The sequence below is a fragment of the Candidatus Pelagadaptatus aseana genome, assembly GCF_040362265.1.
GTDB classification, from domain to species: domain Bacteria; phylum Pseudomonadota; class Gammaproteobacteria; order Pseudomonadales; family Cellvibrionaceae; genus Pelagadaptatus; species Pelagadaptatus aseana.
Window position 1 is genome coordinate 1 of record NZ_BAABNJ010000012.1, and the last position, 26,625, is coordinate 26,625.

A 26,625-nucleotide genomic window follows, 5' to 3' on the forward strand; every position below is an offset into this window, starting at 1 on the left:
CAAAAACAGCGGATCGAGCTCTGCTCGCGACAGAACCCGGCACACCTGCACGTGATCGGAACCGCTAAAGTAAAAGCTCGAAGAAAAATAAGGGAGTTGGTCGATAAGCCGGGTTCTGTCGTGGACAATCATTCGTCTAGGCCATAAGTCACCCTATGGCTCCAGCAACCTACCCGTTTCCAGCGCGGGTCACGCCTGTAGGAAACCTATTTGGTCTTGCTCCGAGTGGGGTTTACCATGCCGCAAGCTGTTACCAGTTGCGCGGTGCGCTCTTACCGCACCCTTTCACCCTTACCTGTGCACCTTCGTGAGAAGGGCCATCGGCGGTCTGCTCTCTGCTGCACTTTCCGTAGGCTCGCGCCCCCCAGGCGTTACCTGGCACTCTACCCTTTGGAGCCCGGACTTTCCTCTCCCCCGCTTAAAACGGGGCAGCGATTGCCTGACCAACTCCGCGGCGCAGATTACCCCCGACCAAACCACTTCGCAAGTCATAAACGGCAATATTAATTCCATCGGTAGCGTCAGTTTCTTTCTATAATCAAAAAAAACCACAGGTCTGCCGACGTGCTTCGAAAAATCTTACCCCTTATTCTTTTTGTTTTTTGCCTGACGGTAAAAGCAGAAACACGCACCATCGTGACCGCCACTTACCCACCCTTTCTTCAGGGGGATGGCTCTGGCCTTGTTGAAGAAATTCTTGACAGCCTTTTCCAGCAAATGGACGCCGATACCGAGTTCCAATATCTGCCGAGAAAACGGGCCATTCACCGGTTTAAAAAGAATCCCGACATCTATTATCTGGGGGTCACCCAGGATCTGATCGACATTCCTTTTATCGCCATCAAAATTGTCACCTATGCTCGAACGGTACTCTATTACCCCAGCGAAGACCTGAATAAAGACAATCTGTCCCTGAAGGATATGGCAGGCAAACAGATCGCCATAAAACGGGGCTCGTCATCCAAGAACATACTGCTCAGCCATCAAATCAATGTGATTGAAGCCGCCTCGCTGGACAGTCTGGTAAAGCTATTGCTGTCGAAGAGGGTAGATGGGATCTACATGCCCTACGAAAGTTACATTGATCACATTCAACCCAAATTCGGAGACCATACTCAAGAACTGCAACAGTTGAACTTCGCACTCAACCCCATCTATCTGGTGGCGCATCAATCGAGTAAAAACAAAGACCTGCTGGATAGAATGGCTGAAGAGATCAAGTCAATGGAACAGTCAGGAAAATATCAGACGATTCTGCAACGGCATTATGGCCGCCACCCGATACCCGATTACATGCAGCCAGACCCTCAGCTATTGTCTTCGGATATCATTCCCTAGCCTGATAGCTATTCGGACAGCAGTTCCCGGCGCTTCTCCGAGGGAGACATATTGAACCAGCGCCGGAAGGCGCGGGCAAAATTACTGTGATCAGAGAAGCCCAGCAGATAGGCAATCTCATTCATTGAATGACGGGAGTCCATCAAATATTCCAATACCATGGCGCGACGAACTTCCTCGAGCAAATCCTTAAAGCTGGAGTTTTCAGCATTCAATTTGCGCTGCAGATTACGCACGCTCATATTGAGTTTTTCGGCCACCTCAACCGCAGTTACCTCACCACTGGGCAACATGGCAATAATGGCATGCTTGGCCTTTAAGCTGACGGAGTCGTTATTCAAGCGGGCGATATAATCTTCCGTCAGACGATCCTGAATCAGCGCCAACTCATTATTGGGCGCCAGTGACGGCACATTCATCTGCTCTTGAGAAAAGCGAAAGCCCATCTTGTTCTGACCAAAAATCACGCCCTCGCCAAAACACTTCTGGTAGGGTGCCACATCCTGAGGTTGCGGGCGAAACAGATAGGCCACCTGAGGATTGAGGGCCCCTGGGTAAATCATGCGCAGCATCGTCAGAATGGCCGCACCACCAAAATCCAGCACCTCATAGCCAACCACCGCCGGATCCGGATCCATCTCAATATACACTTCGGTATAACCATCGCCCTCGCTAATTAAAAAGCGGCCGGCATCAGTAAGGAAAACGCTGTAGCGCACCAGGCGATCAAACGCCTCACGCAGGGAAGAGCTGCACAACATCGCCAGACCAATAGAGCGCCAACTGGCCGGTTGAAAATAATCCTGAACCGCATGAATACCAATAGCCGGGTCACCGGTGACCTCTGCCGCCTGACGCCAGGCATCGGCAATCACCTCAACATTCACTCGCCCGGGCAAGCCCTCCCCGGATGAATCGTCCTCAAGATTAATATCGGGGACGACACCTTTGGGGTGGGCATTGAGTAACGCTATTGCAGCGTCCATCCAAATTGGCAAAGAGGAGTAGGTCGTCATATTCGGTCATGCTTTATTCTAATGCCGCCATAATATTCCAACCCCATCCAATCAAACAACCTGCTGGGTTAATTTTTCTATCAATTGACGAACATAAGTGGCTGAAGTGGGACACACCCCCACAAAACCGATAAAGCCATGCATCACATCAGCAACGTGCTCAGCATCAACCTCGACCCCTTGCTGAGCCAGAGCCGTAGCATAATTCTTGCCTTCGTCTTCCAACGGATCAAAACCCGCCGTGATCAGGTAGGTCTTTGGCAATCCTTGCAGATCCGGATTCAATCCCGGACTGACTTGCCTGTCGGCACGATCCAGTGGCGGCGGCAACAAATGATCAAAGAAATAGGCCATGTCAGCGCGAGTCAGCACCATGCCCTCGGTGCACCTCTTGGTCGACGGAGTCTCCAAGCGACAATCGAGCATAGGATAAATCAGCCACTGATAGGCCGGCATTCGCTGCGGCACAACCGACAGCGAGCGCAACTTAACCTGCTGACAGACACAGGTGGCCATATAGCCACCAGCACTGTCACCACCAACACCGGTGCGACTCAAATCAATACCCAGATCCTGCGCATTGTCACACACCCAATTCCAGCCGCGAATGGAATCTTCTACCGGCACAGGAAAGGGAAACTCAGGAGCCCTGCGGTAATCGACACTGACCACCACAAAATCCGATTGCGCGGCTACCTCACGGCAAAACCCATCGTGAGTGTCCAAATCACCAATCACACCACCGCCGCCATGAAAATACACCAGACAGGGATTGTCTTTACGCGCTATCGCCCGCTCAGATTTATAGATGCGCAAGGCCATGGGGTCACCATCGGTGTCGATCAGGCGATCAAACACCGCAGGCAGCTTGGATTTATTACCGCCAAACAGCTTATCCAGCAACAGATAGGTCTTGCGACATTTCTCCGGGGGCTGCTCATGCAACGCCTTGGTATACCCCAGCATGGCCACAACCCTTTCCTGTGCTGCCACCATACCTCTGTCAGAGGGTTCGCCAGCCGAAGCCCCGGTCCACAGCAAACGCGTCAAACGCTGAGTTAGCTTGGGTGAAGATCTGTTCATCGATAAGCCCCTGAATTTCACAAAATAGTAAGCATAAAAAAAGAGGGCCTGAGCCCTCTTTTCAATACTGCCACAAGTTTGCAGATTACTGCATAACCACAACCGCAGCTTTACCCAAGTTTGCATCGATCTGATCGATATAGGCGTCTTCGATCTGCTTGCGCTTGAGCTTCATGGTCGGCGTTAACAGAGAGTTTTCAATGGTCCACTCCGGCGTCACACCAATCATGGCAACCTTTTCATGGGCTGCAACTTCAGAGTTAATCTCTTCGAGCAGAGCTTCAAGGTTTGATTTCAACTGCACTTCATCAAGGGCAGCACCCGCTTCAGAAGGGGTCGCCAACAGGATAGGCTGATCCTTACCATGCCCCATAATGCACAGCTGACCCAGATCGTTACTGCGACCAAAGAACTGCTCCAGACGGGTCGGTACAATAAACTTGCCTTTCGACGTTTTGAACACTTCGCTGACGCGACCGGTCACCCACAGATTACCGTCTTCATCAATTTTTCCGGAGTCACCGGTGCAATACCAGCCATCATCAAACACTTCTTCGGTCTTTTCAGGGTTCAGATAGTAACCCTTCATCAGTCCATGACTCTTGAACTGGATTTCGCCGGCATCGGAGATACGAACCTGAACATTGTCATCAAATGGGCGACCGACACAACCTGGCTTCGGCTGATCGTTGTGGATCCAGCCCACACCGTGAACAAAGTTCTCGGTCATGCCGTAAGCATCACGCAGCGGAATACCCATATCCAGGAACCAGCCCTGTACGTCTTTCGGGCAAGGCGCTGAACCCGTGAGAATCATGCGCGCCTTGGACAGACCCAACTGCTGGGCAATGCCCTGCTTCTGCTCGTCGGTCAGACCGGCCTGAGCCTCAGGTGGAATCTTGGCGTCCACACCCTGTTTGAACTTGACCCACAGGCGCGGCACAGCAAAGAAGAACGTTGGCTGTACGGAGCGAATTTCATCACCGAAAGTGGCCAGACCTTCAGAGAAAGAAACCACAGAATTACTGTACAGGCCGGACAACTCAACAATGATACGCTCAGCGGCGTGAGACATTGGCAGGAAAGAAAACAGGCGGCTGTCTTCCTCTTCCATTCTGAAAGTGCTGGTCAGACCGGGAACCACATGACCCGGGGTCTTATGCATGTGCATGACACCCTTTGGATTGCCGGTGGTACCAGAGGTGTAAACCAGAGTAAAAATATCATCCGGGTTGGGAATTGGAGACTCGGTGTAAGGCTCAAAGGAGGAGCAAATTTCTTCCACGGTCGTCGCACACTCAACGGTGCAACCCAACAAGCCCACCACTTCCATGTCATCGGTCAGTGCGTCCTTGATGTTGTCCGCCTGATCGAAGGAACCGGCAAATACCAGCTTGGTTTCACTGTGGTTAAAAATGTAGTTGGCAGAACCGGTATCCTGACCCGGGTAAATAGGCACACTGATGTGACCGGCCAGCATGATCGCCAGATCGGCAATCGGCCAATCTTTGCTGTTGGAAGACCAGATGGCAATGCGGCTACCCTCAGGGTAGTTTTTGCTTTTCAGAAATGCAGCGATGCTACGCACCTGACGTGCCACATCCGCCCAGGTGTATTCCGTCCACTCCAGGTTTTTGGGCTGACGCAACCAAACCTTGTTTGGGGTTTCTTTCTCCCACTTGTAAAACATTTCCAGGGGGGATTTTACCGCTTCACCCATAACCGCTCTCCGCTATTATCTACATTATTCAGAAGTTCAGTACGCGTGCTACCCGGAAAAATCCCGATAGCAAACTTATAAAGAATCGGAAGTCTAGTGATTTTGAGTCACCCGCGCTAGTCCGAAACGGACATACAGTGGTCACTGTTTTCGACCCAAAAAGCAATATTGGTCACAACACAAACCCAACAGGATAGGCAACCCTCATTAAACCGTCCCAAGCGACTCGAACAGGTGCGCATGGGCATCGCGAATTTCGTTCTTCTTCACCTTGCCCGTCGCGGTCATCGGGAAAGCCTCAAGGACCACCACTTTTTTCGGCACCTGATAGCCACCCAATTGATTCTTGCAACAAGCCACAACATCATCTTGAGACACCTCAGCCCCCGGCTCGACCAGAACGGCCGCTACCACGGCCTCGCCCCAGCGGGGATGAGGCACACCAAACACCGCCACATTGGCCACACCGGGCACCGACAATACGGTGCTCTCTACCAGCACCGACGACACATTTTCACCGCCGGTTTTGATGATGTCTTTTTTGCGATCAACAAAGCACAACTGATTGTCTTCATCGATGTAACCCAGATCACCGGAGTGGTGCCAACCAAAGGCTTGAGCCTCTTCGGTGGCGTCCTGATTCTTGTAATAGCCGGTCATGACCTGCGGCCCGCGCCAGACAATCTCACCCACCTCACCCGGTGGCAGCAGATTGCCCTGATCGTCCATCACCGCCTGATCGCAGCAAATGGAGCCATCACCCCAGTAATTACCCTCTTTCAAACCGATCCACTTATCCTGAAAGAAAGTGCAGCCGGCCGCGATTTCGGTCTGGCCGGAGCCCAGAATAAAGTCACACTCAAACACTTCTTTGAGGGTTTTCAAGGTGGCGCCATCCATCGGCGCCATGCCATACAGGCCAAATTTGAGTTTTGAAAAATCCCGCTCACGACAGCCGGGGGAAGCCAATAATGCTCGCCACATCAATGGCAATAGAATGGCAAAGTTAACGCTCTCTGACTCCATCAGGTCCAATGCCTGCTGCGGATCAAAGGCTTTCATCAAAACGATTTTGGACCCCAGATGCACACACGTCAGGGCAAACATCAACGCGGTGATATGAAACAGCGGCAACACCGACAGGCTGTTGAATTCACCGGCACGAGCTCCCAGTGTGACCGCACCGTTCAGGGTCGAAAGATAAATGGCCTTATGGGACAGCATCACCCCCTTGGGGCGCGAAGTGGTGCCACTGGTGTACATAATGACGGCGGTATCGTTGTCATCAATGATGATGTCGTCCACCTCTTTGGCGGAGGCCGAATCCAGCAAACCAGCCGCAATCGGGTGCAAACTGTTATCGGCCAGCAAGGCACTGGCTCCTGAGTGCTCCATCACATAGGCCAGATCATCCGGCGACTGCAGGTAGTTGATCGGAAAAGCGGTAAAGCCTGCCTTGAAACAACCGGCCAGCGCCACCAGAAACTGCGGTGAATTTTCACCGATGATGGCCACCGTATCCCCCTGTTTGAGGCCCTGCTCACGCATGGCCCAGACAAAGCGGTTGGCCTGCTCATTCAGATCACAGTAACGGATTGCTCGCCGTTCACCGGCAACGAAGTCGACAACCGCCTCGTCATTGCCATGCTGCACACTGCGACGCCTCAGCACATCGCCCATAGCGATACGCTGGATCAAATTGGTTTGCAGTTCAGTCGCCATTGTCTCTACCTCTTTATTGTTATTTTTTGAAATTGCTGGCCACTTCCGGGGTCAGCTTTCCAGCTTATCTGCCACCCGCTCCAGCCGTTCACACACATCCAGCAAATGCTGACCCGAGCCAGTCGACGCCTCCGACTGGACCTTGATACCCAACCAGATAGGCTCCACCACTGAGTGAATGTAGTCTTTGAATTTTTCATCCACCTCGTGGGCAAACATGGTTCTCATGCAGTACTCCAGCCCACCAAAGAACAGATCACGCGCCGCCGGCAATACCGTATCACTGCGAATCTCACCGCGCTCAATACCCTCCTTGATGGCCAGATCGAATACCCAGGTGTAGGCCTGATTAAGCTTATAAAGCTGAGATTTGGTGACATCCACGACATTGCTCAAGTCACTGCCGATATAACTGTGTACCAAACGGATAAACAGGCCGTTATCCGCCTGCAGGGTTCGAATATGATTTTCGGCTAAAAATTGCAGACGATCCCGGGTGCCCAGAATGTCGCGAAACCCTTCGGTCGCCTTGCGGGTCAGGTCTTGATACATATTGGCCAGAATAGCGTGCATCAGCTCGCGCTTGGATCCGAACAGATTGAATAACGTACCCTCGGATACCCCGGCCTCAGCCGCGATCTTACGAGTTGAGGTTTCCTGTAAACCCTTGTCCGCAAACAGATAAATGGCCGCATCCATAATGGCGGCCTCTTTCGAGCCCGGCGCAGGCGCTCTACTGCCATCTATATTTGTGTCTGCCACGGCTTTTTCCGTCATACAAAGGCCACCCTTATTGAGTAAAAGAATATTTTTTTATAGTAATACTCAAAAAAAGATTGAGCAACACTCAATTTTAATTGTAGCATTGCATTAAATCGTTTTTGGCACTCGCCATTCACTACAGTCAATTTGGAGCAAGTGTTATGAGCCCAAACACCTCAAACCAGACCATCACCATCGGTGGTGCCTCCGGATTCTGGGGCGATGCCGCCCTGGCAACCCCCCAACTTCTGGCTACCGAGAAGCTGGACTATCTGGTCTACGACTATTTGGCCGAGGTCACCATGTCCATCATGGCCCGCGCCCGCAAAGCCGATGATGACCTGGGTTACGCCACCGATTTTGTCAGCGTGGCGATGAAGCCCAACCTCAAGGAAATTGCTCGCCAGGGCGTCAAGGTGATTGCCAATGCCGGCGGCGTTAACCCCCGCGCCTGTGCCACCGCCCTCAACGCCATCATTGCAGAGCAGGGGCTGGATTTAACCGTGGCCGTGGTATTGGGCGACGATCTGATTGATCGCGCCGAAGAATTTGCCGCCCGTGAAGACCGCGAAATGTTCTCCGGTGACAGCTTTCCGGCGGTTGAGCGAGTCGCCAGCATCAATGCCTATCTCGGTGCCTTCCCCATCGCCAAGGCTCTGGATCAGGGCGCCGACATTGTTGTCACCGGTCGCTGCGTGGACAGTGCCGTGACTCTGGGCGCCTGCATCCATGCCTTTGGCTGGCAGCGCGACGACTACGATAAACTGGCACAGGCCAGCCTCGCCGGCCACATTCTCGAGTGTGGCACCCAGGCCACCGGTGGCAACTACACCGACTGGGAAGATCTGGACAACAGTTTTGCCGATGCCGGCTACCCTATGGCGGAAGTCTCTGCCTGCGGCGGTTTTGATGTGTTCAAGCCCGAGCCCTCCGGTGGTGCAGTGACCAACGGCACCGTGGCGGAGCAGATGCTGTACGAAATTGGCGATCCGCAGCGTTACCAACTGCCCGATGTTAATTGCGACTTCTCTGAAGTTGAGCTCCACGAAATCGACACCAACCGGGTACGTGTCACTGGCGCCCGCGGCCATGGTGCACCCGACTCTTACAAAACCAGCGCCACCTGGTCAGACGGTTTCCGCTCCGGACAAATTTGGGCCATGTACGGCCGCGACGCCGAGCGCAAAGCCAGACTGTTCGCCGACACTGTGTTCAAGCGCACCGCAACCCGCCTGGAACAACTGGGGCTGGGGCCGCTGACCGAAACCAGCATTGAAATCATCGGTACAGAAACCCACTTTGGTGCCGCCGCCCAACAGGCAGACGTCCGCGAAGCAGACATCAAAATTGCCGCCAAGCACCCCAACCCCAAAGCCATTGGCATCTTCCTGAAAGAAATGACCGGGGTTGCCCTGACCGCACCTCCCGGTTTGGTGGCTTTTACCGGCGCAGGACGCGCCAAGCCTTCTCCGGTGGTGCGCCTGTTCTCCCTGCTGGTACCCAAGCAGGATGTGGACATCACCGTTGAAATCAATGGCGAATCCTTTACCTGCAAGGACACGCTCCCTCAAGCCACCAGTAGCCCAAGCGCTCACGCCGTACCGACTGCCCGTGACGACGAAGAAATGATTGAAGTCCCTCTGGAAGCCCTGGCCTGGGGCCGCAGTGGCGACAAGGGCAATAAAGCCAACATCGGCATCATTGCCCGCGATGCAGCGTTTGTACCCTACATCGCCGCCAAGCTGACCGAGAGCTATGTAGCCAACTACTTCGCTCACTTCCTGACCCCCGAGCAGGATCAGCCCTGTCAGCGCTTCTATATGCCTGGCAGCCACGCCTTTAATTTTTTGCTGCACGACATCCTTGGCGGCGGTGGTATCGCCAGCCTGCGTTACGACGCTCAGGGCAAAGGCTACGCCCAATTGCTGCTGGCAGAGTCGATAGCAATACCGAAATCACTAGCAAGTAAAGCTCGAGCGATTAACTAATACATTCCTTCCCTGTCATTCTGAGGAACGCAGAGAGGAAGAATCTCTCGGAGATCCTTCGCTGCTGCTCAGGATGACATGAATAAATAACAGGACAAAAGAAATGACCAGCAACGTACCTCCCTTTCAGTCCGGCGTTAACACGCAATCCGACGACTTCAACCAGAATCGCGAAGATATGCAGGCGCTGGTGGACCAGCTGCACGGCATCACCGATCACGCCGCCACCATCTCCAACGCCTCGCAGGGGCGCTTCGAGAAGCGCAATCAACTGCTTCCGCGCGAGCGCCTGACCCGCCTGATCGACCCGGGTACGCCGTTTATGGAGCTGAACAATATTGCCGGTTATCTGGTGGATACCGACGATCCGGAAAAATCCGTTGGCGGCGCCAGCTCCATCAGCGGCATTGGTTTTATCTCTGGCACCCGCTGTGTCATTTTAGTAGACGACTCCGGCATCAACGCCGGTTCCATGACCACCACCACCGCCAAGAAAGCCTCCCGCGCCATGGACATTGCTCTGGAGCAGAAGCTGCCGTTTGTGCATCTGGTGGAGAGTGCCGGCGCCAACCTGTTTGAATACGAAGTGGAAATGTGGATGGACGCCGGTGGCGTGTTTGCCCGACTAGCTCGACTCAGCGCCGCAGGCCTGCCCACTTTTGCCATTTTGCACGGTGCCTCCGCCGCCGGTGGTGCCTACATGCCCGGCCTGAGTGACTACGTGATTGGCATCAAGGGCAACGGCAAAGCCTATCTGGCCGGCCCCGCCCTGCTGAAAGCCGCCACCGGCGAAGTGGCCAATGACGACGAACTGGGCGGCGCCGAAATGCACGCCACCAAGTCCGGATTGGTGGAATATCTGGCCGAAGACGATGCCCATGGCATCGCTATCTGTCGCAACCTGATTGAGCAGCTGGACCTCAACCGCCGCTGTCCGAATCAGCCACCGCGAGAATTTGAGGAGCCGCTGCACAGTCCCGACGAGTTGCTGGGCGTGGTGCCGGTAGACTACCGCCAACCCTACGATGCCCGTGAAGTCATCAGCCGCATTGTCGATGGCTCGCGCTTTCTGGAATTCAAACCGGCCTACGGCCCCGCCACCTTGTGTGTGCAAGCCAAAATCTATGGCATGCCCGTTGGCATCATTGCCAACAACGGTCCCATCGATTGCGAAGGCGCCACCAAGACCGCCCAATTTATCCAGACCTGCGATCAGGCCCATACCCCATTGGTATTCCTGCAAAACATCACCGGCTACATGGTGGGCACCGAAACCGAACAGGCGGGCATGATCAAGCACGGCTCGAAGATGGTTCAGGCCGTGACCAACGCCCGCGTACCCCGCCTGACCATGATGATTGGCGCCAGTTTTGGCGCCGGCAACTACGGCATGTGTGGCCAGGGTTACGATCCGGATTTCGTCTTCAGCTGGCCCAACACCCAGATTGGCGTTATGGGCGGCGAATCCGCGGCCAAGACCATGACCGAAGTGACCCGTGCCGGCGCCGCCCGCAAAGGCGTACCAGTCGATGAAGAAAAAATTGCCGCCGTCGAGGCCCGCGTGATCGAGCTCTACGACCGCCAGTCCGGCGCCTTCTACACCTCCGGTCGCATGCTCGATGACGGCCTGATCGACCCACGCGATACCCGCAAGATTCTGGGCATGGCTCTGCAAACCTGCTGGGAAGCCGAACAGCGCGACCTCAGCCCCAACGCCTTTGGCGTAGGTCGCATGTAAGCCCGAATGTGAGCCAGCAACAAAAGAGGAACTCAGAGATGCCTATTGCAAACTTACCGGAACTGAACACCCTGATTCTGGAGCAGAAGGAAGAAGCACTGACCATCTGGTTTAACCGTCCGGAGGTTAAAAATGCCCTGTCCACCGAGCTGACCGAAGAGCTGTTATCCGTACTGCAGGCGCTGGCCGATGACAGCAGCGTGCGCACCGTAATCCTGCGCGGCAAAGGCGGCGCCTTCTGCTCCGGCGGCGACCTGAAAATGTTTAAAACCATTTTTCAGGGTGGTGTCGATAGACAGGAGATCGTCGATTTCAACGCCAGTTTTGGCCAACTGATGAAGGCCGTGCACGCCCTGCCGCAATTGTTTGTGGTGTTGATTGAAGGTGTTGCCATGGCCGGCGGTCTGGGCTTGTCCTGCATTGCCGATGTGGTGGTTACCACCAAAGACGCGCGCTTCTCACTGACCGAAGTAAGCATTGGCTTACCGCCGGCGCAAATCACTCCGGTTGTCATCAAGCGCATCGGCGCCTCTGAGGCCCGTCGCCTGCTGCTCACCGCACAACACTTTAACGGCATCGAGGCGGGACGACTGGGCTTTGCCCATCACGTGGTGGAAGACCGCGAGGCACTGGATGCCATGGCCGAAAAGATTATCGCCCAAAACCGCAAGTGTGCACCCGGTGCGGTAGATCTGACCAAGCAAATCATCAACGCCTGTGACCCTCTTGATAGCCATTATCTGCAGGGCGATGAGCTGGTGACCTTTGCCGCCGAGCGCTTTGCCGACGCCATGCTGGGAGACGAAGCTCGCGAAGGCATGAAGTCCTTTGCCGAAAAACGCAAACCCAATTGGGCCTAACAGCCAGTCAAAGACATCGAACAAACACACAAAAGAATTTAAGAATTCAGGAGCAACTTATCATGGCTCAATTTGACAGTATTCTGGTAGCCAACCGCGGCGAGATCGCAGTACGTGTAATCTCTTCGGCCAAACAACAGGGCTACCGCACCATCGCCGTTTACTCAGAGGCAGACGCCGGCGCACCCCACGTACAAATGGCCGACGAGGCCGTTCTGATTGGCGCCGCCGCCGTTAAGGAATCCTATCTCGATCCGGCCAAGATCCTCGACGCTGCACAGAAAACCGGTGCTCAGGCGATTCACCCGGGTTACGGTTTTCTCTCCGAGAACGCCGACTTTGCCAAGGCCTGTGAAGAGGCAGGCATCACCTTTATCGGCCCCAGCGCCGAATCCATCGACATCATGGGCAACAAAGCGGCTTCCAAGCGCCGCATGCTCGACGCCGACGTGCCTTGCATCCCGGGTTATCAGGACGAAGATCAAAGTGACGAGGTGCTGCTAAAAGCCGCTCAGGAAATCGGCGTACCCATTATGGTCAAAGCCGCCGCCGGTGGCGGTGGTCGCGGCATGCGTTTGGTGACCGACATGAACGAACTGGAAACCGCGCTGAAATCCGCCCGCAGCGAGGCGGAAAACGCCTTTGGCTCCGGCGAACTGATCCTTGAGAAAGCCGTGATGGAACCCCGTCACGTAGAGGTTCAGGTGTTTGGCGACAGCCACGGTAACGCCATCCACCTGGGTGAGCGCGACTGTTCAGTACAACGCCGCCACCAGAAAGTAGTGGAAGAATCACCTTGCCCGGTGATGACACCGGAACTGCGCGAGGCCATGGGCACCGCCGCGGTGAACGCCGCCAAGAGCATCAACTATCTGGGCGCCGGCACCGTCGAGTTCCTGCTCGACGCCGACAACAACTTCTACTTTCTGGAAATGAACACCCGCCTGCAGGTAGAGCACCCGGTCACCGAAATGGTCACCGGCCAGGATCTGGTAGCCATGCAATTCAAAGTGGCTCAGGGCTACCCGCTGCCCATCACCCAGGAACAGGTTGCCCTGACCGGCCACGCCATTGAGGTGCGCCTCTACGCCGAGGACACCCTCAATGACTTCCTGCCCGCCTCCGGCACCGCCCAAACCTGGCTGCCACCGACGGGCGAAGGCATTCGTGTAGACCACGGCCTGCTGCAGGGTCAGGACGTATCGCCCTTCTACGATCCCATGATCGCCAAGATCATTGCCTGGGGTGAAGACCGCGATATCGCTCGCCGCCGACTGGTACGTGCCCTGCAAAATACCTCACTGTTTGGTCTGACCAGCAACCGCGAGTTCCTGATCGACGTGCTCGACAACCCCTGCTTTGCCAGCGGTGAAGCCACCACCGCGTTTATCGAACAGGAATTTGCCGCGGGCCCAGAAAAAGCGCCGGCGACAGACGAGCACCTGATCGCAGCCGCCTTTATTCAGTATCAGCTGGGTCGTGAAGATTCCGTGCAATCCACCAACTCCAACATTGGCGGTCTGGGCTATCTCAATGCCATTTCCAGTATTGCTACGCAATTTGAATACGATCTCGATGAGGACAACACCACCAAGGTCAATGTCCAATCTCAACGCGGCGGCGAACTGACCATCACGGTTAACGGCCAAGACCATCAGGTAAGCAGTCTTGGAGAAACCGAAGGCACTCTGCGTCTGTTGATCGACAAGGTCCAGAAAGACATTTTGTTCAGTGTCCTCAGCCGCGGTGAAGTGGGCATCCAGATCAACGGCAACGCTCAGGTGCTGAAAAATAATCTGGCCTACACCAAAGGTGATGAAACCCAGACGGGCAGTGGCAGCATCACCGCGCCCATGCACGGCAATCTGTTCGAGCTGATGGTGAAGGTTGGCGACACGGTTGAAGCCGGTGACGACGTGGCCATTATGGAAGCCATGAAAATGGAGCACCGCCTCAAGGCGCAGGTATCGGGTACCGTTGCGGCGATTAACGCCAACGTCGGTGATCAGGTGGCGTCCGGGGTGGTGATTCTGGAGATTGAAGAAGCGGAATAACGCCGCTCGTCATTGCGAGTCATTCAGTGATTCGCAATGACGGCAGCCCAGCCTATTTCGCCAAATATTTCTGCAATCCCTTGGCGCCGCGCTTAAAAATCTGACCCAGCACTGGCTTTAATATAATCGCCAGAGGTGACAGGGGTTTGGGCAATTCCATATAAACCGAGTAATTAACGCGACAGCGACCATCACCAAGCGGCTCAAGCTGTATGTCTTCAATGGCCGCTTTGGCCAACAGAGCGTTCTGCTTCTCAAAACGAAAACTGAAGCGTTTGCCAGGCTCCCAACAAAGAAACGTCTCATCGACTTTGACCAGTCCCATCAGGGAAATCTGACGCTGGGAGCGATCTCCATGAGGCGCATCCGTCAACCATTTTACGTCGGTCATACCGGAAAACCATTTGGGCCAGCTGTCGACATCAGTCAAAACCTCGAAAACATCATCAGGGGTGGCATCCACCTCAATAATATTTTCAAACACCAGTGGCGCTTCACAGATAAAATCCAATTCCACAGGGACACAGCTAAACAGCATCATTGTTGTTATTCCATTAATGATTCAATTAAAAAATTTTACCCGGATTCATAATATTCAGCGGATCAAAAACCTGTTTGATCCCCCGCATCAAACCAATTTCAGCATCACTTCGACACAGTGGCAAATAGGCTTTTTTGGTCAGACCGATACCGTGCTCAGCAGACACGGACCCCTGAATGTTTTTTAACGGCCCGTAAACCAGATGATCGATTTCCAGTTTATCGGATTCGCTATTGTCTTTGTAAGCAATGGCCAAATGCAAATTACTGTCGCCCATATGCCCAAACGCCACACAGCGACTGGCCGAATCAGCTTCTGCCAAATTCGCCTTCAGAGTGTTGATGTAATCATCCATCTCGGCAATCGGCAAACTGACATCGTAGCCTATACCGACACCGCCCAATTGTTCACTGATGGTTTCCACATCGTCACGAATTTCCCAGATTGCCTGGCGCTGCCGATCGGATTGCGCCAGGGCAATGTCTTCTATCAGACCATCCTCATAGAGCGCCATCAAGACTTGCTGCAAGCGCTCACCGTCATCACCCGACAGCTGTTCCACCAGTACATAAAAAGCACTCCCGGGGGGCAATGGCAGAGTTTTATCCGGATAGGCCTCGGCAATGCAATCAAAAAATTCCTGCCACATCACCTCAAACGCGCAGAGCCCGCCTTCCAACTCTTCATCAACCCGTTGCAAGATCCCGGGCAGGCTGGCAAATTCCGATACGGCCAACATGGCCACATGACTCTGTTTGACCGCCGGGCGCAGCCGCAACACGGCCTTGGTAACGATGCCCAAAGTACCCTCAGAACCCACAAACAGCTGTTTGAGGTCATAGCCGGTGTTATTTTTCAGCAGTTTCCCCAGATTCGACATCACCGTACCATCGGCCAGAACCACCTCCAGCCCCAGCACCTGATCTCTTGTCATCCCAAAACGGATGACCCGGTTACCGCCAGCATTGGTGGCGATATTACCGCCGATGGTGGCACTGCCGCGCGCCCCCAGATCGACAGGATAGAAAAAGCCCGCGGCTTCCGCGGCTTCCTGAACGGCTTGCATGGTCACTCCGGCCTCAACGGTCAGGGTGCGACTTTGGGGATCCAGTTCAACGATGCGGTTCATTCGCTCGAGGGAGACAAACAACTCGTCGGCAGCCGCTCGCCCCCCTTTGACCATCCCTGTTTGACCGGCAATGGTCACCACTTTTTGCTGGTGCTGATGACACAGCGCCATCACCTTTGCCACTTCCTCCGTGTTTGCCGGGCGCACAATGGCCAGCCCCTGGCAGGTTTCATCCGAAAAAAAATCGACATTGCGGGACGTCACATCATCCCCGCTAAGTATGTTAGCGGCACCAACAATGGCAGCCAGCGAGTCAAGCAAGACAGCAGTCATAACAACCTCATTACTGAACAGGTCACTCTGGGTTGAAGCATAGCATCGACCGGTGACAGAAGATCTGGGAAAACTATCAGAAAGCGTTAAGGCTTTTGAGTTCCCTGGCCAGCGGTTGTGCCAGCGCCTCAAGACCCGGCCTCAGTGCGGGATAAACATCCAGATGATGAAGATTGCCAACCATATACAGCGGTTGATTGATGCCCATGCGCTGAACCACACTGCGGACGCTGGTGGCACTGTCGACAAAAATATCCAATCGCCCCGCCGCCAGCATTTTCATACCGATGATTGGGGAAGTCACATGAATCAAATGCTTTTGCCCATACTGCATCAGCAGATGCTTGATGGTATGTGTCCCTCGGACCACACCCACGCGATAACCCTTGCCTCTAAAGCTGTCTCTACCGCCCACCTGCAGACTGACATTGCGAGACCACGCCTGAATAGTAACCGGCATCACAGGCTCAGCCACTTTGACGATCTCAGGCCAGATCTTGAAAAAATCAGCGGCGCGACCACAACTGCCATCCACACGATTCGATAAAAGCTCTGCCTCCGCCCTGAGAATGGGCAAATGGATCATTTCAAAGCGATAACCCAGCGCCGCAAATGCCTGAGAATAGTTGCTGTAAATCTGATCATAAACGGGCACCTCGCGGGCCAGTGAGCAGACAAACACTATTGGTCGGCCTCTGCCGCCCCCCTCATCGCCAACCTTTTTGCGATGGTGCTGGTAAGGCTCCTGTCTGGCCAGCATAGCGATCTCATCCGACAAAAGCGGCACCAGCTCACGGTGCTGCTGCAACAGATACGGGTACACCGGAAGAGAGGCCAGTGCGCCAACCAGACGAATGTCATGGTCCAGAGACTGACTGCGGACACCGCCAAAAACGGCTTCATAATCCAACCAGACATCGATCTTTCCGGCCTTTAATTGCTCTACGCCCTGCTCTGTGGAATCCAGCTCTACAACCTGATCAAACCCCATACTCGAGGTCAGCTGTTGCAGAAAAATAATACCGCGCACGAAGCCAAATCGCAGTGTCGATCGGTGCTCCACATTGAGCAAATCCGGACGCCATTTCTGTTTGGTGGTCCAGGCTCCAATATAAGCCTGCCGTAGCGGCTCCTCCGTTTTAATCAGCGGCAGTGACCCCATACGCTCGCCAAAGCTTTCAGCCCGAGCGCAATCGCCATCCACCTCACCGGAACTCAGCAAGCGAACAATTTCAGCCGGACCGGCTGAAACCATCTCAAAATCGTATCCATGGCGATCAAAAAAACGGGAATAGATACCGAGCGCGTATTGATAATCCGGCATATCAGGACTGCTGAGACAGGCAAAGCGGATTGTTGGTCGCTCAGCCGCAGAGGCGTTTTGCACACCTCCCAAGAGAACAACATAAACAGCAAGGAATAAAATACAGCGGATGGATTGATTCATTTGCAAGAGAGCTCAGACTTCATCCGGCTATTGACTTTAAGCAGTTTAGCACCATTCTCACAACCCATTGGCATGACGTTGCAACTGCATTGCCAGTGGCTCTGCCAGAGCCTCTAAACCGCTCCTTAATACCGGAAAAACAGTCGCCTGATGCACATCGCCGACCATGTAAAGAGGCCGGGTGATTTTCAGCGACTGGATCACACTCTGAACACTGGCGGTTGTGCCAACAAACATATCGAGTTGACCGCTTGCCAGCATTTTTAAACCCACTGTGGTGCTATTGGCGGTGTATAAGCGCTCAATGCCCGCCTCTGTTAACACCGTTTCCAGCTGATAATCGCCCCAGACCAGACCCACACGGCCACCATGACGTTGCAGATCAGCCAGATTGCGAAAACCGATATCAGGTGAAAGCGCCCACACCTGATATGACGTTGGCATCTCTACACCAGGCAACCTGACCACCTCCGGGTGTCGCGCCATAAACGCCGCCCCCCGGGCACAACTGCCATCGATTCGCCCCGCCTGAAGCTCCGCCTCAGAACGCACCAGAGGCAGCGATACCATTTTAAATTCGTAGCCCAGAGCGGCAAAAGCATCGCGGTACAATTGCTCAACCAGTCTGAACATCGGTACCTTTTCCGACAAAGGGCACGCAAATAACAAGCCCTTTTCACGGCGCTTATCCTGTGCCTGACTGAGATTAAAATCGTGCTCATAGGGACGGAAAGCGGTCTGACGAGCCAACTCCCGCGACAGAGGCTCGATCAAGTCCCGGTGTTTCTCCAGCAAAAACGGATACACCGGATAGGTTACTAGGGCACCTACCATGCGGATGTCGTTATCCAGCAGGGTTCGCCGCTCACCACCGAATACGGCCTCATAATCGAGCCAGACATCAATCGTACCGGCACGCAATTGGGCGATTCCCTGTTCGACCGAGTCAAACAGGGTAACCCGCTCATACCCCATCTGCTGGGATAAGCGCTGCAGATAAACCATCTCCCGGATAAATCCGAACCGTAATGTCTTGCGGTTTTCGAGCCGCAGCAAATCCGGCCGCCAGTTTTCTCTCAAACTCCACGCCGCCATATACACCTGCCGTCCGGCGGTGCGGGTTTTCAGCAGTGTCGGCACCCCGGGGTAATCGGTAAAGCTTTCGTTGCGGGCACAATCGCCATCCAGGGTTCCATCATTCAGCCGTCGGATAATCTCACTGGTGGCAGCCGACGACATTTCAAAGTCATAACCAAGACGATCAAAACTTTGGGTATAGACGCTCAGGGCATACTGGTAATCAGGCATATCCTCGCTACTGAGGCAACCAAAGCGAATCGTAGGGCGCTGCTCAGCAACAGCCAGGGCATGGAATAACAGCGTCAAAATGGCAAGCGCCCAGCACAGGCGGCGAACAATGAAGGGCTTCATCGGCAATTATTTTTATTCTGTTGTCTTGTTAAATATTGTTTTTGTAGATTGCGAAGGGGAATAAAAAAACAGCCTCATAAAGAGGCTGTTTTCAGGTTGACTGCGCTTAACCAATCATGGCTTCGGCAATCTTGATCATGCGATCCTGAGGAATCGGGTAGAACATATAGGTTGGATCCGAAGAGATCGCCACCAGAATTTTCTCCATATCCTCGGCTTTGACGCCCCACTTGCTGAAGTTGGTGTGACAGCCAATCTGCTGTTGCAGGTAGCGCAGACGGTGAACCACTTTCTCCAGTGTCTCTTCTGGAGTGCCTTGCGGCTGCAGGTTCAACGCCTTGGCCAGACGCTCGGCATTGGGCAGGTAGAACTCAGGCAACAACTCGATGACTACCGGCAGCAATGCGGCATTGGCATCACCATGAGGCACATGATAAAGACCACCAAAGGCGTGAGCACAATTGTGTACAGGAATCGCGCCCAAGGCGTTAATAAAGGCATCAATGGCCATGGTACTGGCTTGCAGCATGGTGTGACGAGCATCGATATCTTTACCATTGGCAACCGCCTTGGGCAGGTTTTCCTCAATCAGCTGAGCGGCCAGGAACGCATGGGCATCGGTAAAGTGGTTGGCCGCCGGTGAACAGACACCCTCAAGGGCATGAGTCAATGCGTCCATACCGGTGGATGCAGTCAGGAAGTTGGGCAGTCCAACGGTCAGATTGGCATCCAATACCGCGATATCGGCATCGATAAACGGCACCGCCAAGTTGATTTTGATACCCAGTTCTTCGTTATAGAAAACAGCCGCCGCAGACACTTCAGCACCCGTACCGGCAGTAGTCGGTACCGCGATGTGCGGAATATCCATCGGCTGGATGGCTGGCCACATATCCAGCTTGATACCCGCGGGGATGGCCGCCTTGATATCCGTCAGGTTGTGATGCAGGCAGTACTTAACGCCTTTCGCCGCATCCAGCACACTGCCGCCGCCCACAGCCAGAATAGCGTCGGCTGCCACTTCGCGGGCATAGGCCAGACAGGCATTCACGGTTTTGGAACCCGCATCCGGAGTGATGCCATCGAATACACCGACCAGTTGCGCGGTGGTGCCACAGGGGTTGTTTTCAAATACGCGAACGATCTGATCAACAATACCAACGGACTTCAAGCCCTGATCGCTGACCAGCAGTACGCGTTTACCACCCAGACCATCAAACAGGCTGGGCAAGCGGACGATACCGCCGACGGCACTGTGTACCACAGTGCGCATGTTGTATTGGAAATATCCAGTTCTAGACATGATTTAGCCTCTAATTCTTATTCTCTTGGATTAACCCAGCAGGTGTGTGTGCAGCAGCGTTTGCATTGGCTTAGCCATTGGGTCGCGCTGGAAGGCAATATTCACGGCCTTGGTTTCCAGATAAGAATCCAGACTGTATTTGCCAAACTCACGACCGTAACCACTCTGCTTGTAGCCACCGAATGGGGCGTCAGTACGAATCATGTGCCAATCGTTAATCCACACGGAACCGGCGCGCAGATCGCGGGCCATTTCCTGAGCCAGAACCAGATCGCGGGTCCAGATACCGGCAGACAAACCGTATTCGGTGTCATTGGCAATGGCGAGGGCCTCTTCAACAGAGGAGTACTTGATCACACACAGAACTGGACCAAAGATCTCTTCGCGGGCAGCTTTCATATCATTGGTGGCGTCGGCAATAATGGTCGGCTCGACAAAGAAACCACCTTCACAACCCTCGACCACAGCGCGCTCACCACCACAGGCAATGCGGGCACCCTCGTCACGGGCAGACTGGATATAATCCATTACGGTATTGAAATGTGCCTCGGTGGACATGGGGCCCATACCGGTGGCCGGTTCAATCGGGTTACCCAGAATAATTTTGCCGGACAGAGCAACCAGCTTGTCGACCATTTCATCGTAAACGTCTTCATGAACCAACAGACGGGTACCGGATTCACAGGCCTGGCCAGCGTTCATGTAAACGCCCCACAACGCGCCCTGCGCGGTCAGATCCAGATCGGCGTCCGGCAGTACAATACCCGGGCCCTTACCACCCAGCTCCAGCGTACAGCGTTTCATGGTCATGGCGCAGTTGGTTTGTACGTGCTTACCCATGGCGGTAGAACCGGTAAAGGAGATCTTGTCCACATCCGGGTGCACACTCAGGCGCTCACCGACAACGGAGCCTTTACCTGTAACCACATTCAGAACGCCTTTGGGCAGAACGCTGTTGAGCAGCTCAACGATGCGAACGGTAGAGGTCGGGGTAATTTCAGCAGGCTTCAATACGATGGTATTACCGGCGGCCAGTGCTGGGGCGACTTTCCAGGACAGCAGCAACAGCGGGAAATTCCAGGCGGTAATCAAACCACACACACCAATCGGCTCTTTCCAGACCGCCGATTGAGTCAGTTCAGGAACAGGACGAGGCTTGAGGTTTTCCACAAACGGGTAGTTGCGGACTTCTTCCGCCAGTGTCATAAACACGTCTACCACAACCATCAGATCCAGATTCATGGTTCTCGCCAGCGTACCACCGGATGTGGTGGATTCCAGCACGGCCAGTTCCTGCATATTTTGCATGATCACACCGGCACACTGCTCGAGCAGTGCCGCACGATCTTCAGGATTCATCTTGCGCCACTCAGGATTTTCAAAGGCTTCACGGGCAGCGGCTACCGCGGTATCTACATCTTCTGCAGTACCTTGGGCAATCTCTGCGATGGTTTCGCCTGTGGCCGGATTGATTACTGGAGTGAAAACACCGCCTGTGGGTTCGCAGCTCTCTCCATTAATGAAAAGTGGGAATTGGGGCAACCCTTGTTGGTCTCCCATACACCTGTCCTCCTACACATTTATGACATTATTTTTTGTGTTAAGACCCGCGGAATACCGGGGGAATCGATCCAGTATAGATGCTGAATTAATCTTTGGGACAATCTCTGCCGGCCAGCTTCCGGTTCTATTCGGCACGGAAAGCAGCAATCTGGCCGACAACAACAAGGGCCATTGGGGACATTGACTCACTCAGAGGCTAACCTCTGATCAATCCTGCTGCAGCGCCCACTGATACAGGAGTTTCTTTTTTACGCCGGTAATTTCTGCCGCCAGGGCACTGGCCTGCTTGACCGACAAATCGCCCAACAGAATGGTCATCACCCGCTCGGCTTCGGCATCCAGCGCACTGCTATCTCGTTGCGCCCCCTCCACCAGCACCACCATTTCACCCCGGCGCTGATTACTGTCGGCAGAAACAAACGCCACCAGCTCCGCCAGAGACCCGCCAACGATGGTTTCAAAGGTCTTGGTCACCTCTCTGGCCAACACCGCGGGGCGATCCTCACCGAAAGCTTGCGCCATGTCCGCCAGACTGGCCTCAATACGATGGGGCGCCTCATAGAAAATCATGGTCCGGGGTTCTGCCTGCAGGGTGTGCAAACGGTTGCTGCGTTGACCGGATTTGGCCGGTAAAAAACCCTCGAACGTAAAGCGATCCGATGGCAAACCGGAAGCGCTCAGCGCCGCAATCAGAGCACAGGCCCCAGGAATGGGCACCACCCGGATGCCCGCCTGACGCACATCCTGCACCAGACGGTAACCCGGGTCGGAGATCAGGGGCGTACCGGCATCGGAGATCAGGGCAACGGACTGTCCCGCCTGCAAACGCTCGAGCAACATGCGGGTACGCCGGTCATCGGAGTGGTCGTGATACGCCAGCAATGGCGTATTGATATCAAAGTGAGACAGCAGGCGACTGCTGTGACGGGTATCTTCCGCGGCAATCACATCAACCGTTTGGAGAACCTCTATGGCTCGCGGTACCATATCGGCCAAATTGCCAATCGGGGTTGCCACGACGTAGAGCGCCGCTTCCGTCATACATCCATCCTCGTCAAATCGGATTTAACATTATTATGCAGTTCACCACCGCACTGGGTCGTTTCAGTTTGCCAACCCCAGCCATACTCAGCCTTGTCCTGCTCGGACTGCTGGGCTGTCAAAGCCAGCCCCGGCCACCGGCCAATCTCGAACCGGTGTATCAACCACAACCACAGATCCAGCCCCAATTGGACGTCAACGCCTTGCTAGAACAGGCTCAGCAAAGCATCTCGCCCAAAAAAGAACAATTGCTGCTGCAAGCGGCGGCGGCATTATATCAGCAACAGGAGCTGCACTGGGCGCGCAACCTGCTGCAATCGATTCCGCCTTCGGTGCTCGACGATCAGGATTTTATTCGCTACACCCTGCTGTTCAGTGATATCGCTCTGGCCGATGACTCCTTCTTTCTGGCCGAGCGGATTTTAACCGAGCCCCGTTTGGACAAACTCTGGACCAGTATCGAGCCACAGGATCAGATCACCCTGAGGCAAAGACGCGCCGATATTTTTCTGATTCTGGGTGAGCCCGATGCCAGCGTGCGCGAACGCCTGGCACTGCACCCCCTGTTGAATATTTCCGGGATCACCACCTCCGGAACCCAGCCGGCACTGGATTTATCGAACCACAACGCGCTGTGGCGTACCCTGATGAGCATGCCCCTGCCCGAATTGAAAAAGCGCAGTGAAACATCCGCCAATCTGGAATTGCGTGGCTGGTATCAACTGGCACTGATCAGCAAAGACAGCCAGTCCAATCTGGAAAAGCAACAGGCCAACATTGAGCTTTGGCGCCTGCAATGGGCCGGCCATCCAGCCAGCGTGCAACTACCCAGTGACTTGCAACTGCTGCAACAATTGATCGCCGAGCGCCCGCGCCGCGTCGCCATTATGCTGCCGCAACAGGGGCCTCTGAGCCGTGCCGCCAATGCCATACGCAACGGTTTTATGGCGGCGCATTATCAGGCAATCGTTCAGGGCAATCAGGTACCGATTATCGATTTTTACGACACCGCCTCAGGTGACGTGGTCGAAACCCTGTACACCGCAGCCAGCAATGGCGCCGAACTTGCCGTTGGCCCTTTAAGCAAAAACAATGTCGCCAGCCTGCACCAAATGGATAGCCTGCCCCTACCGACTCTGGCAGTGAATTACATTGATCAGGCCAGCAGCGAAGCACCCGCCAATCTGTTCCAGTTCGGTCTGTCTGCGGAAGACGAAGCCCGCCAGATTGCCCAGCGCGCCTGGGTCGAAGGCCACCGCAACGCCTTGATTCTGGGCACCGACGCCAACTGGGGCAAACGCAGCGCCGACGCTTTCAGCCAAGTCTGGGAAGAATTCGGCGGCACCATAGTCAGTACGGACTTTTATGCGCGTCAGAAAGACTATTCCAGTGTCATCAAAGGCGCGCTCAATGTCTCCGGCAGTGAAATTCGCTATCGCCAGTTGCGCGACGTCTTGAATCAGCGCATGGAATTCGAACCGCGTCGTCGTCAGGATGTGGATATGATTTTCCTGATCGCCCGTCACGACGACGCCCGCCAGATCAAACCGACGCTGGATTTTCACTACGCCAGCGATTTGCCGGTCTATGCCTCGAGTCACATTTACACGGGCAAGTCGGATCGCAAACAGGATCGCGACCTCAATGGCATCCGCTTTACCACGCTGCCCTGGTTCTTTGACGACGACAGCGCCGAGAAACAATTGATACAGCAGGCGGCCAATCCGGCACCTTCGTACCAGCGCCTCTACGCACTGGGCGTCGACAGCTACCACCTGTATCCGCGCCTGCGCCAGATGCAGGAAATCCCGGACACCAAACTTTATGGCGTCACCGGCTCCCTGAGTCTGAATCAGGCACAGCGTATTGAGCGCGAGCAGATTTGGGCACAGATGCGCGGCGGAGCCGCCCGGCTATTGCCGCTGACGGTCAGCCACTGACACTCTCACTGACTGAAACCATCCGAGAACCCTTGTGCTGAAATTTGGTCAAACCACAAAGCAGGTCGGCGACAGCGCCGAGCAAGCGGCCGAACACTTTCTGCAGCAGCAGGGCCTGACCACCCTGAAGAAAAATTTCCGCTGCAAACTGGGGGAAGTGGATTTGATCATGCGGCACGGAAGCTGTCTGGTGTTTGTCGAAGTGCGCTATCGCAAACAAAATTACTTCGGCAGCGGCAGTGAAACCGTCACCGCCAGCAAACAACAAAAATTAATACGCACGGCACAATACTTCTTGCAAAAACATGATAAAAACAACATTCATCCCTGTCGCTTTGATGTCGTGAGCATCAGCGGTGATTTAAACCAGCCAGACATCGACTGGCTGGAAAATGCCTTCGGCATGTAGCATGAGCATGTATATGTGTATGTGTATGTATATGTGTATGTGTACGTCTATGTAGAGACCCAGGATAAAAACACCTATGGAACAACGCGTCATCACCCTGTTTCACGAGAGCATTGAAGCGAAAATGCAGGCTGGCGAATACCTAGCTCCACTGCTTGCCGATGCCAGTGAAATGATCGTTCACGGCCTGCTCAATGGTGGTAAGTTGCTGATTGCCGGCAACGGCACGTCTTCGGCCAACGCACAGATTCTCGCCACCAACCTGATCAACCGGTTTGATCGCGAGCGTCCCAGCCTGCCGGCCATGGCCCTGAGTGTCGACTTTGCCTTACAGTCCGCCATCTCCAACGATTACAGTCTCAACGATGTATTTGCCAAACAGATTCGTGCATTAGGGCAACCGGGCGACATCCTGATTCTGATCACCACCAGCGGTAACCCCAGCAATCTGATTCAGGCCATTGCCGCCGCCCACGATCGCGAGATGAATGTCATTGCCCTGTCCGGTCGCGACGGCGGTGACATCAGCGCCATTCTCGATAATCACGATCTGGAACTGCGGGTGCCGGTTGACTCCCGCGCCCGAATTCATGAGATTCATCTGCTCAGCATCTTCTGTCTGTGCGACTTGATAGACCAACAATTATTTGGAGCCGCCGAATAGTGAACGCCAATAAATTTTCCTCCGCAAAACTTCTAACCGCATTACTGGCCAGCCTGATGCTCAGCGGTTGCGCATCCCTGATTGATGCCACCACCGAAGAGCCACTGCAGGTCAATCCCGGCAAGCGCAGTCTTGGCTCCTATATCGATGACCAGCAACTGGAAACCATCATCACGGTGAACCTGCGCAAGGCCAGCCCGGAACTGAAAGCCGCCCATCTGGACGTGGTCTCCTTTAATGGCGTGGTGCTGCTCACCGGTCAAGTCAACAGCAACTCTCTGCGGCAGCAGGCCAGCAGCGTCGCCCGCAACGTTAACAGCGTGCGTCAGGTCTTTAATGAAATTCAGATTTCCGGCAACACCTCGATGCTGGCGCGCGCCAACGACACCTGGCTCACCACCAAAGTAAAGACCGTACTGATGAGCAACAAGGACATCGACAGCGGCCGCATCAAGATCGTCACGGAGAACGGTACGGTTTATCTGCTGGGTTTATTGTCGCGGGTGGAAGCGGAGAAGGCGGCCAATGTGGTTAGCCATGTGCAGGGTGTGCAAAAAGTCGTGAAGGCGATTGAGTATATCGATTGATTGATCAGCCATCCCC

21 protein-coding genes and 1 other RNA gene are annotated in these 26,625 nt (G+C 54.4%); 9 read left to right on the forward strand and 13 right to left on the reverse strand.

Annotation, left to right across the window (positions count from 1 at the left end; all coding sequences use genetic code 11):
• Nucleotides 1–88 precede the first annotated feature (88 nt).
• An RNA gene (rnpB, locus tag ACPXV9_RS15155) (RNase P RNA component class A) lies at nucleotides 89–451 on the reverse strand.
• Between the two features lie 185 nt (nucleotides 452–636).
• Here rnpB and ACPXV9_RS15160 point away from each other — a divergent pair.
• Nucleotides 637–1,338, forward strand: a complete 702-nt coding sequence (locus ACPXV9_RS15160; RefSeq protein WP_423898806.1) for a substrate-binding periplasmic protein — start codon at nucleotides 637–639, stop codon at nucleotides 1,336–1,338.
• A gap of 8 nt (nucleotides 1,339–1,346) precedes the next feature.
• Here the strand turns inward: ACPXV9_RS15160 and ACPXV9_RS15165 are convergent, their stop codons facing one another.
• The 5 genes from ACPXV9_RS15165 to ACPXV9_RS15185 form a co-directional block, all read right to left on the reverse strand.
• A complete protein-coding gene (locus ACPXV9_RS15165) occupies nucleotides 1,347–2,354 on the reverse strand; it encodes an AraC family transcriptional regulator ligand-binding domain-containing protein (protein WP_423898808.1) in 1,008 nt (335 codons plus the stop codon).
• Nucleotides 2,355–2,405: 51 nt separating this feature from the next.
• Nucleotides 2,406–3,437, reverse strand: a complete 1,032-nt coding sequence (locus ACPXV9_RS15170) for an alpha/beta hydrolase (RefSeq protein WP_423898811.1) — start codon at nucleotides 3,435–3,437, stop codon at nucleotides 2,406–2,408.
• Nucleotides 3,438–3,522: 85 nt separating this feature from the next.
• Nucleotides 3,523–5,157, reverse strand: coding sequence for an AMP-binding protein (locus ACPXV9_RS15175; protein WP_423898814.1), 1,635 nt, complete (start codon nucleotides 5,155–5,157; stop codon nucleotides 3,523–3,525).
• A gap of 207 nt (nucleotides 5,158–5,364) precedes the next feature.
• A complete protein-coding gene (locus ACPXV9_RS15180) occupies nucleotides 5,365–6,879 on the reverse strand; it encodes a class I adenylate-forming enzyme family protein (RefSeq protein WP_423898816.1) in 1,515 nt (504 codons plus the stop codon).
• 51 nt (nucleotides 6,880–6,930) lie between these two features.
• The gene (locus tag ACPXV9_RS15185) at nucleotides 6,931–7,641 is read right to left on the reverse strand and encodes a TetR/AcrR family transcriptional regulator (RefSeq protein ID WP_423898819.1); all 711 of its coding nucleotides are present in this window, start codon (nucleotides 7,639–7,641) and stop codon (nucleotides 6,931–6,933) included.
• A 161-nt stretch (nucleotides 7,642–7,802) separates the two neighbouring features.
• Between ACPXV9_RS15185 and ACPXV9_RS15190 the strand changes: the two genes are divergently transcribed.
• From ACPXV9_RS15190 to ACPXV9_RS15205, 4 genes are all read left to right on the forward strand, one after another.
• Nucleotides 7,803–9,629 carry an acyclic terpene utilization AtuA family protein gene (locus tag ACPXV9_RS15190; RefSeq protein WP_423898821.1) on the forward strand — a complete coding sequence of 609 codons (1,827 nt, stop codon included), beginning with the start codon at nucleotides 7,803–7,805 and terminating at the stop codon, nucleotides 9,627–9,629.
• A gap of 103 nt (nucleotides 9,630–9,732) precedes the next feature.
• The gene (locus ACPXV9_RS15195) at nucleotides 9,733–11,367 is read left to right on the forward strand and encodes an acyl-CoA carboxylase subunit beta (protein ID WP_423898823.1); all 1,635 of its coding nucleotides are present in this window, start codon (nucleotides 9,733–9,735) and stop codon (nucleotides 11,365–11,367) included.
• A 38-nt stretch (nucleotides 11,368–11,405) separates the two neighbouring features.
• Complete coding sequence (locus tag ACPXV9_RS15200) at nucleotides 11,406–12,227, forward strand: enoyl-CoA hydratase-related protein (protein ID WP_423898826.1); 822 nt, start codon at nucleotides 11,406–11,408, stop codon at nucleotides 12,225–12,227.
• 62 nt (nucleotides 12,228–12,289) lie between these two features.
• The gene (locus ACPXV9_RS15205) at nucleotides 12,290–14,281 is read left to right on the forward strand and encodes an acetyl/propionyl/methylcrotonyl-CoA carboxylase subunit alpha (protein ID WP_423898829.1); all 1,992 of its coding nucleotides are present in this window, start codon (nucleotides 12,290–12,292) and stop codon (nucleotides 14,279–14,281) included.
• A 52-nt stretch (nucleotides 14,282–14,333) separates the two neighbouring features.
• Here ACPXV9_RS15205 and ACPXV9_RS15210 read toward each other — a convergent pair whose 3' ends face one another.
• From ACPXV9_RS15210 to rsmI, 7 genes are all read right to left on the reverse strand, one after another.
• A complete protein-coding gene (locus ACPXV9_RS15210) occupies nucleotides 14,334–14,822 on the reverse strand; it encodes an SRPBCC family protein (protein ID WP_423898832.1) in 489 nt (162 codons plus the stop codon).
• A 25-nt stretch (nucleotides 14,823–14,847) separates the two neighbouring features.
• Nucleotides 14,848–16,224, reverse strand: a complete 1,377-nt coding sequence (locus ACPXV9_RS15215) for an FAD-binding oxidoreductase (RefSeq protein WP_423898834.1) — start codon at nucleotides 16,222–16,224, stop codon at nucleotides 14,848–14,850.
• Between the two features lie 76 nt (nucleotides 16,225–16,300).
• Entirely contained in the window at nucleotides 16,301–17,548 is a 1,248-nt protein-coding gene (locus tag ACPXV9_RS15220) for a hypothetical protein (RefSeq protein WP_423898836.1), read from the reverse strand.
• A 180-nt stretch (nucleotides 17,549–17,728) separates the two neighbouring features.
• The gene (locus tag ACPXV9_RS15225) at nucleotides 17,729–19,102 is read right to left on the reverse strand and encodes a hypothetical protein (RefSeq protein ID WP_423898839.1); all 1,374 of its coding nucleotides are present in this window, start codon (nucleotides 19,100–19,102) and stop codon (nucleotides 17,729–17,731) included.
• A gap of 106 nt (nucleotides 19,103–19,208) precedes the next feature.
• Nucleotides 19,209–20,405, reverse strand: a complete 1,197-nt coding sequence (locus ACPXV9_RS15230) for an iron-containing alcohol dehydrogenase (RefSeq protein ID WP_423898842.1) — start codon at nucleotides 20,403–20,405, stop codon at nucleotides 19,209–19,211.
• Between the two features lie 30 nt (nucleotides 20,406–20,435).
• Complete coding sequence (locus ACPXV9_RS15235) at nucleotides 20,436–21,965, reverse strand: aldehyde dehydrogenase family protein (RefSeq protein ID WP_423898845.1); 1,530 nt, start codon at nucleotides 21,963–21,965, stop codon at nucleotides 20,436–20,438.
• Nucleotides 21,966–22,175: 210 nt separating this feature from the next.
• On the reverse strand, nucleotides 22,176–23,009 hold the full coding sequence (rsmI, locus tag ACPXV9_RS15240; protein ID WP_423898847.1) for a 16S rRNA (cytidine(1402)-2'-O)-methyltransferase: 834 nt from the start codon (nucleotides 23,007–23,009) through the stop codon (nucleotides 22,176–22,178).
• Nucleotides 23,010–23,044: 35 nt separating this feature from the next.
• Between rsmI and ACPXV9_RS15245 the strand changes: the two genes are divergently transcribed.
• The 4 genes from ACPXV9_RS15245 (at nucleotide 23,045) to ACPXV9_RS15260 (ending at nucleotide 26,609) form a co-directional block, all read left to right on the forward strand.
• On the forward strand, nucleotides 23,045–24,949 hold the full coding sequence (locus ACPXV9_RS15245) for a penicillin-binding protein activator (protein ID WP_423898849.1): 1,905 nt from the start codon (nucleotides 23,045–23,047) through the stop codon (nucleotides 24,947–24,949).
• Between the two features lie 34 nt (nucleotides 24,950–24,983).
• Nucleotides 24,984–25,358, forward strand: a complete 375-nt coding sequence (locus tag ACPXV9_RS15250; RefSeq protein ID WP_423898851.1) for a YraN family protein — start codon at nucleotides 24,984–24,986, stop codon at nucleotides 25,356–25,358.
• A 76-nt stretch (nucleotides 25,359–25,434) separates the two neighbouring features.
• Nucleotides 25,435–26,022, forward strand: a complete 588-nt coding sequence (locus ACPXV9_RS15255; protein ID WP_423898854.1) for an SIS domain-containing protein — start codon at nucleotides 25,435–25,437, stop codon at nucleotides 26,020–26,022.
• Nucleotides 26,022–26,609: a BON domain-containing protein gene (locus tag ACPXV9_RS15260; RefSeq protein WP_423898856.1), complete on the forward strand. Its 588-nt coding sequence runs from the start codon at nucleotides 26,022–26,024 to the stop codon at nucleotides 26,607–26,609. Before ACPXV9_RS15255 ends, ACPXV9_RS15260 begins: the two co-directional genes overlap by 1 nt.
• The last annotated feature ends 16 nt before the right edge of the window (nucleotides 26,610–26,625 follow it).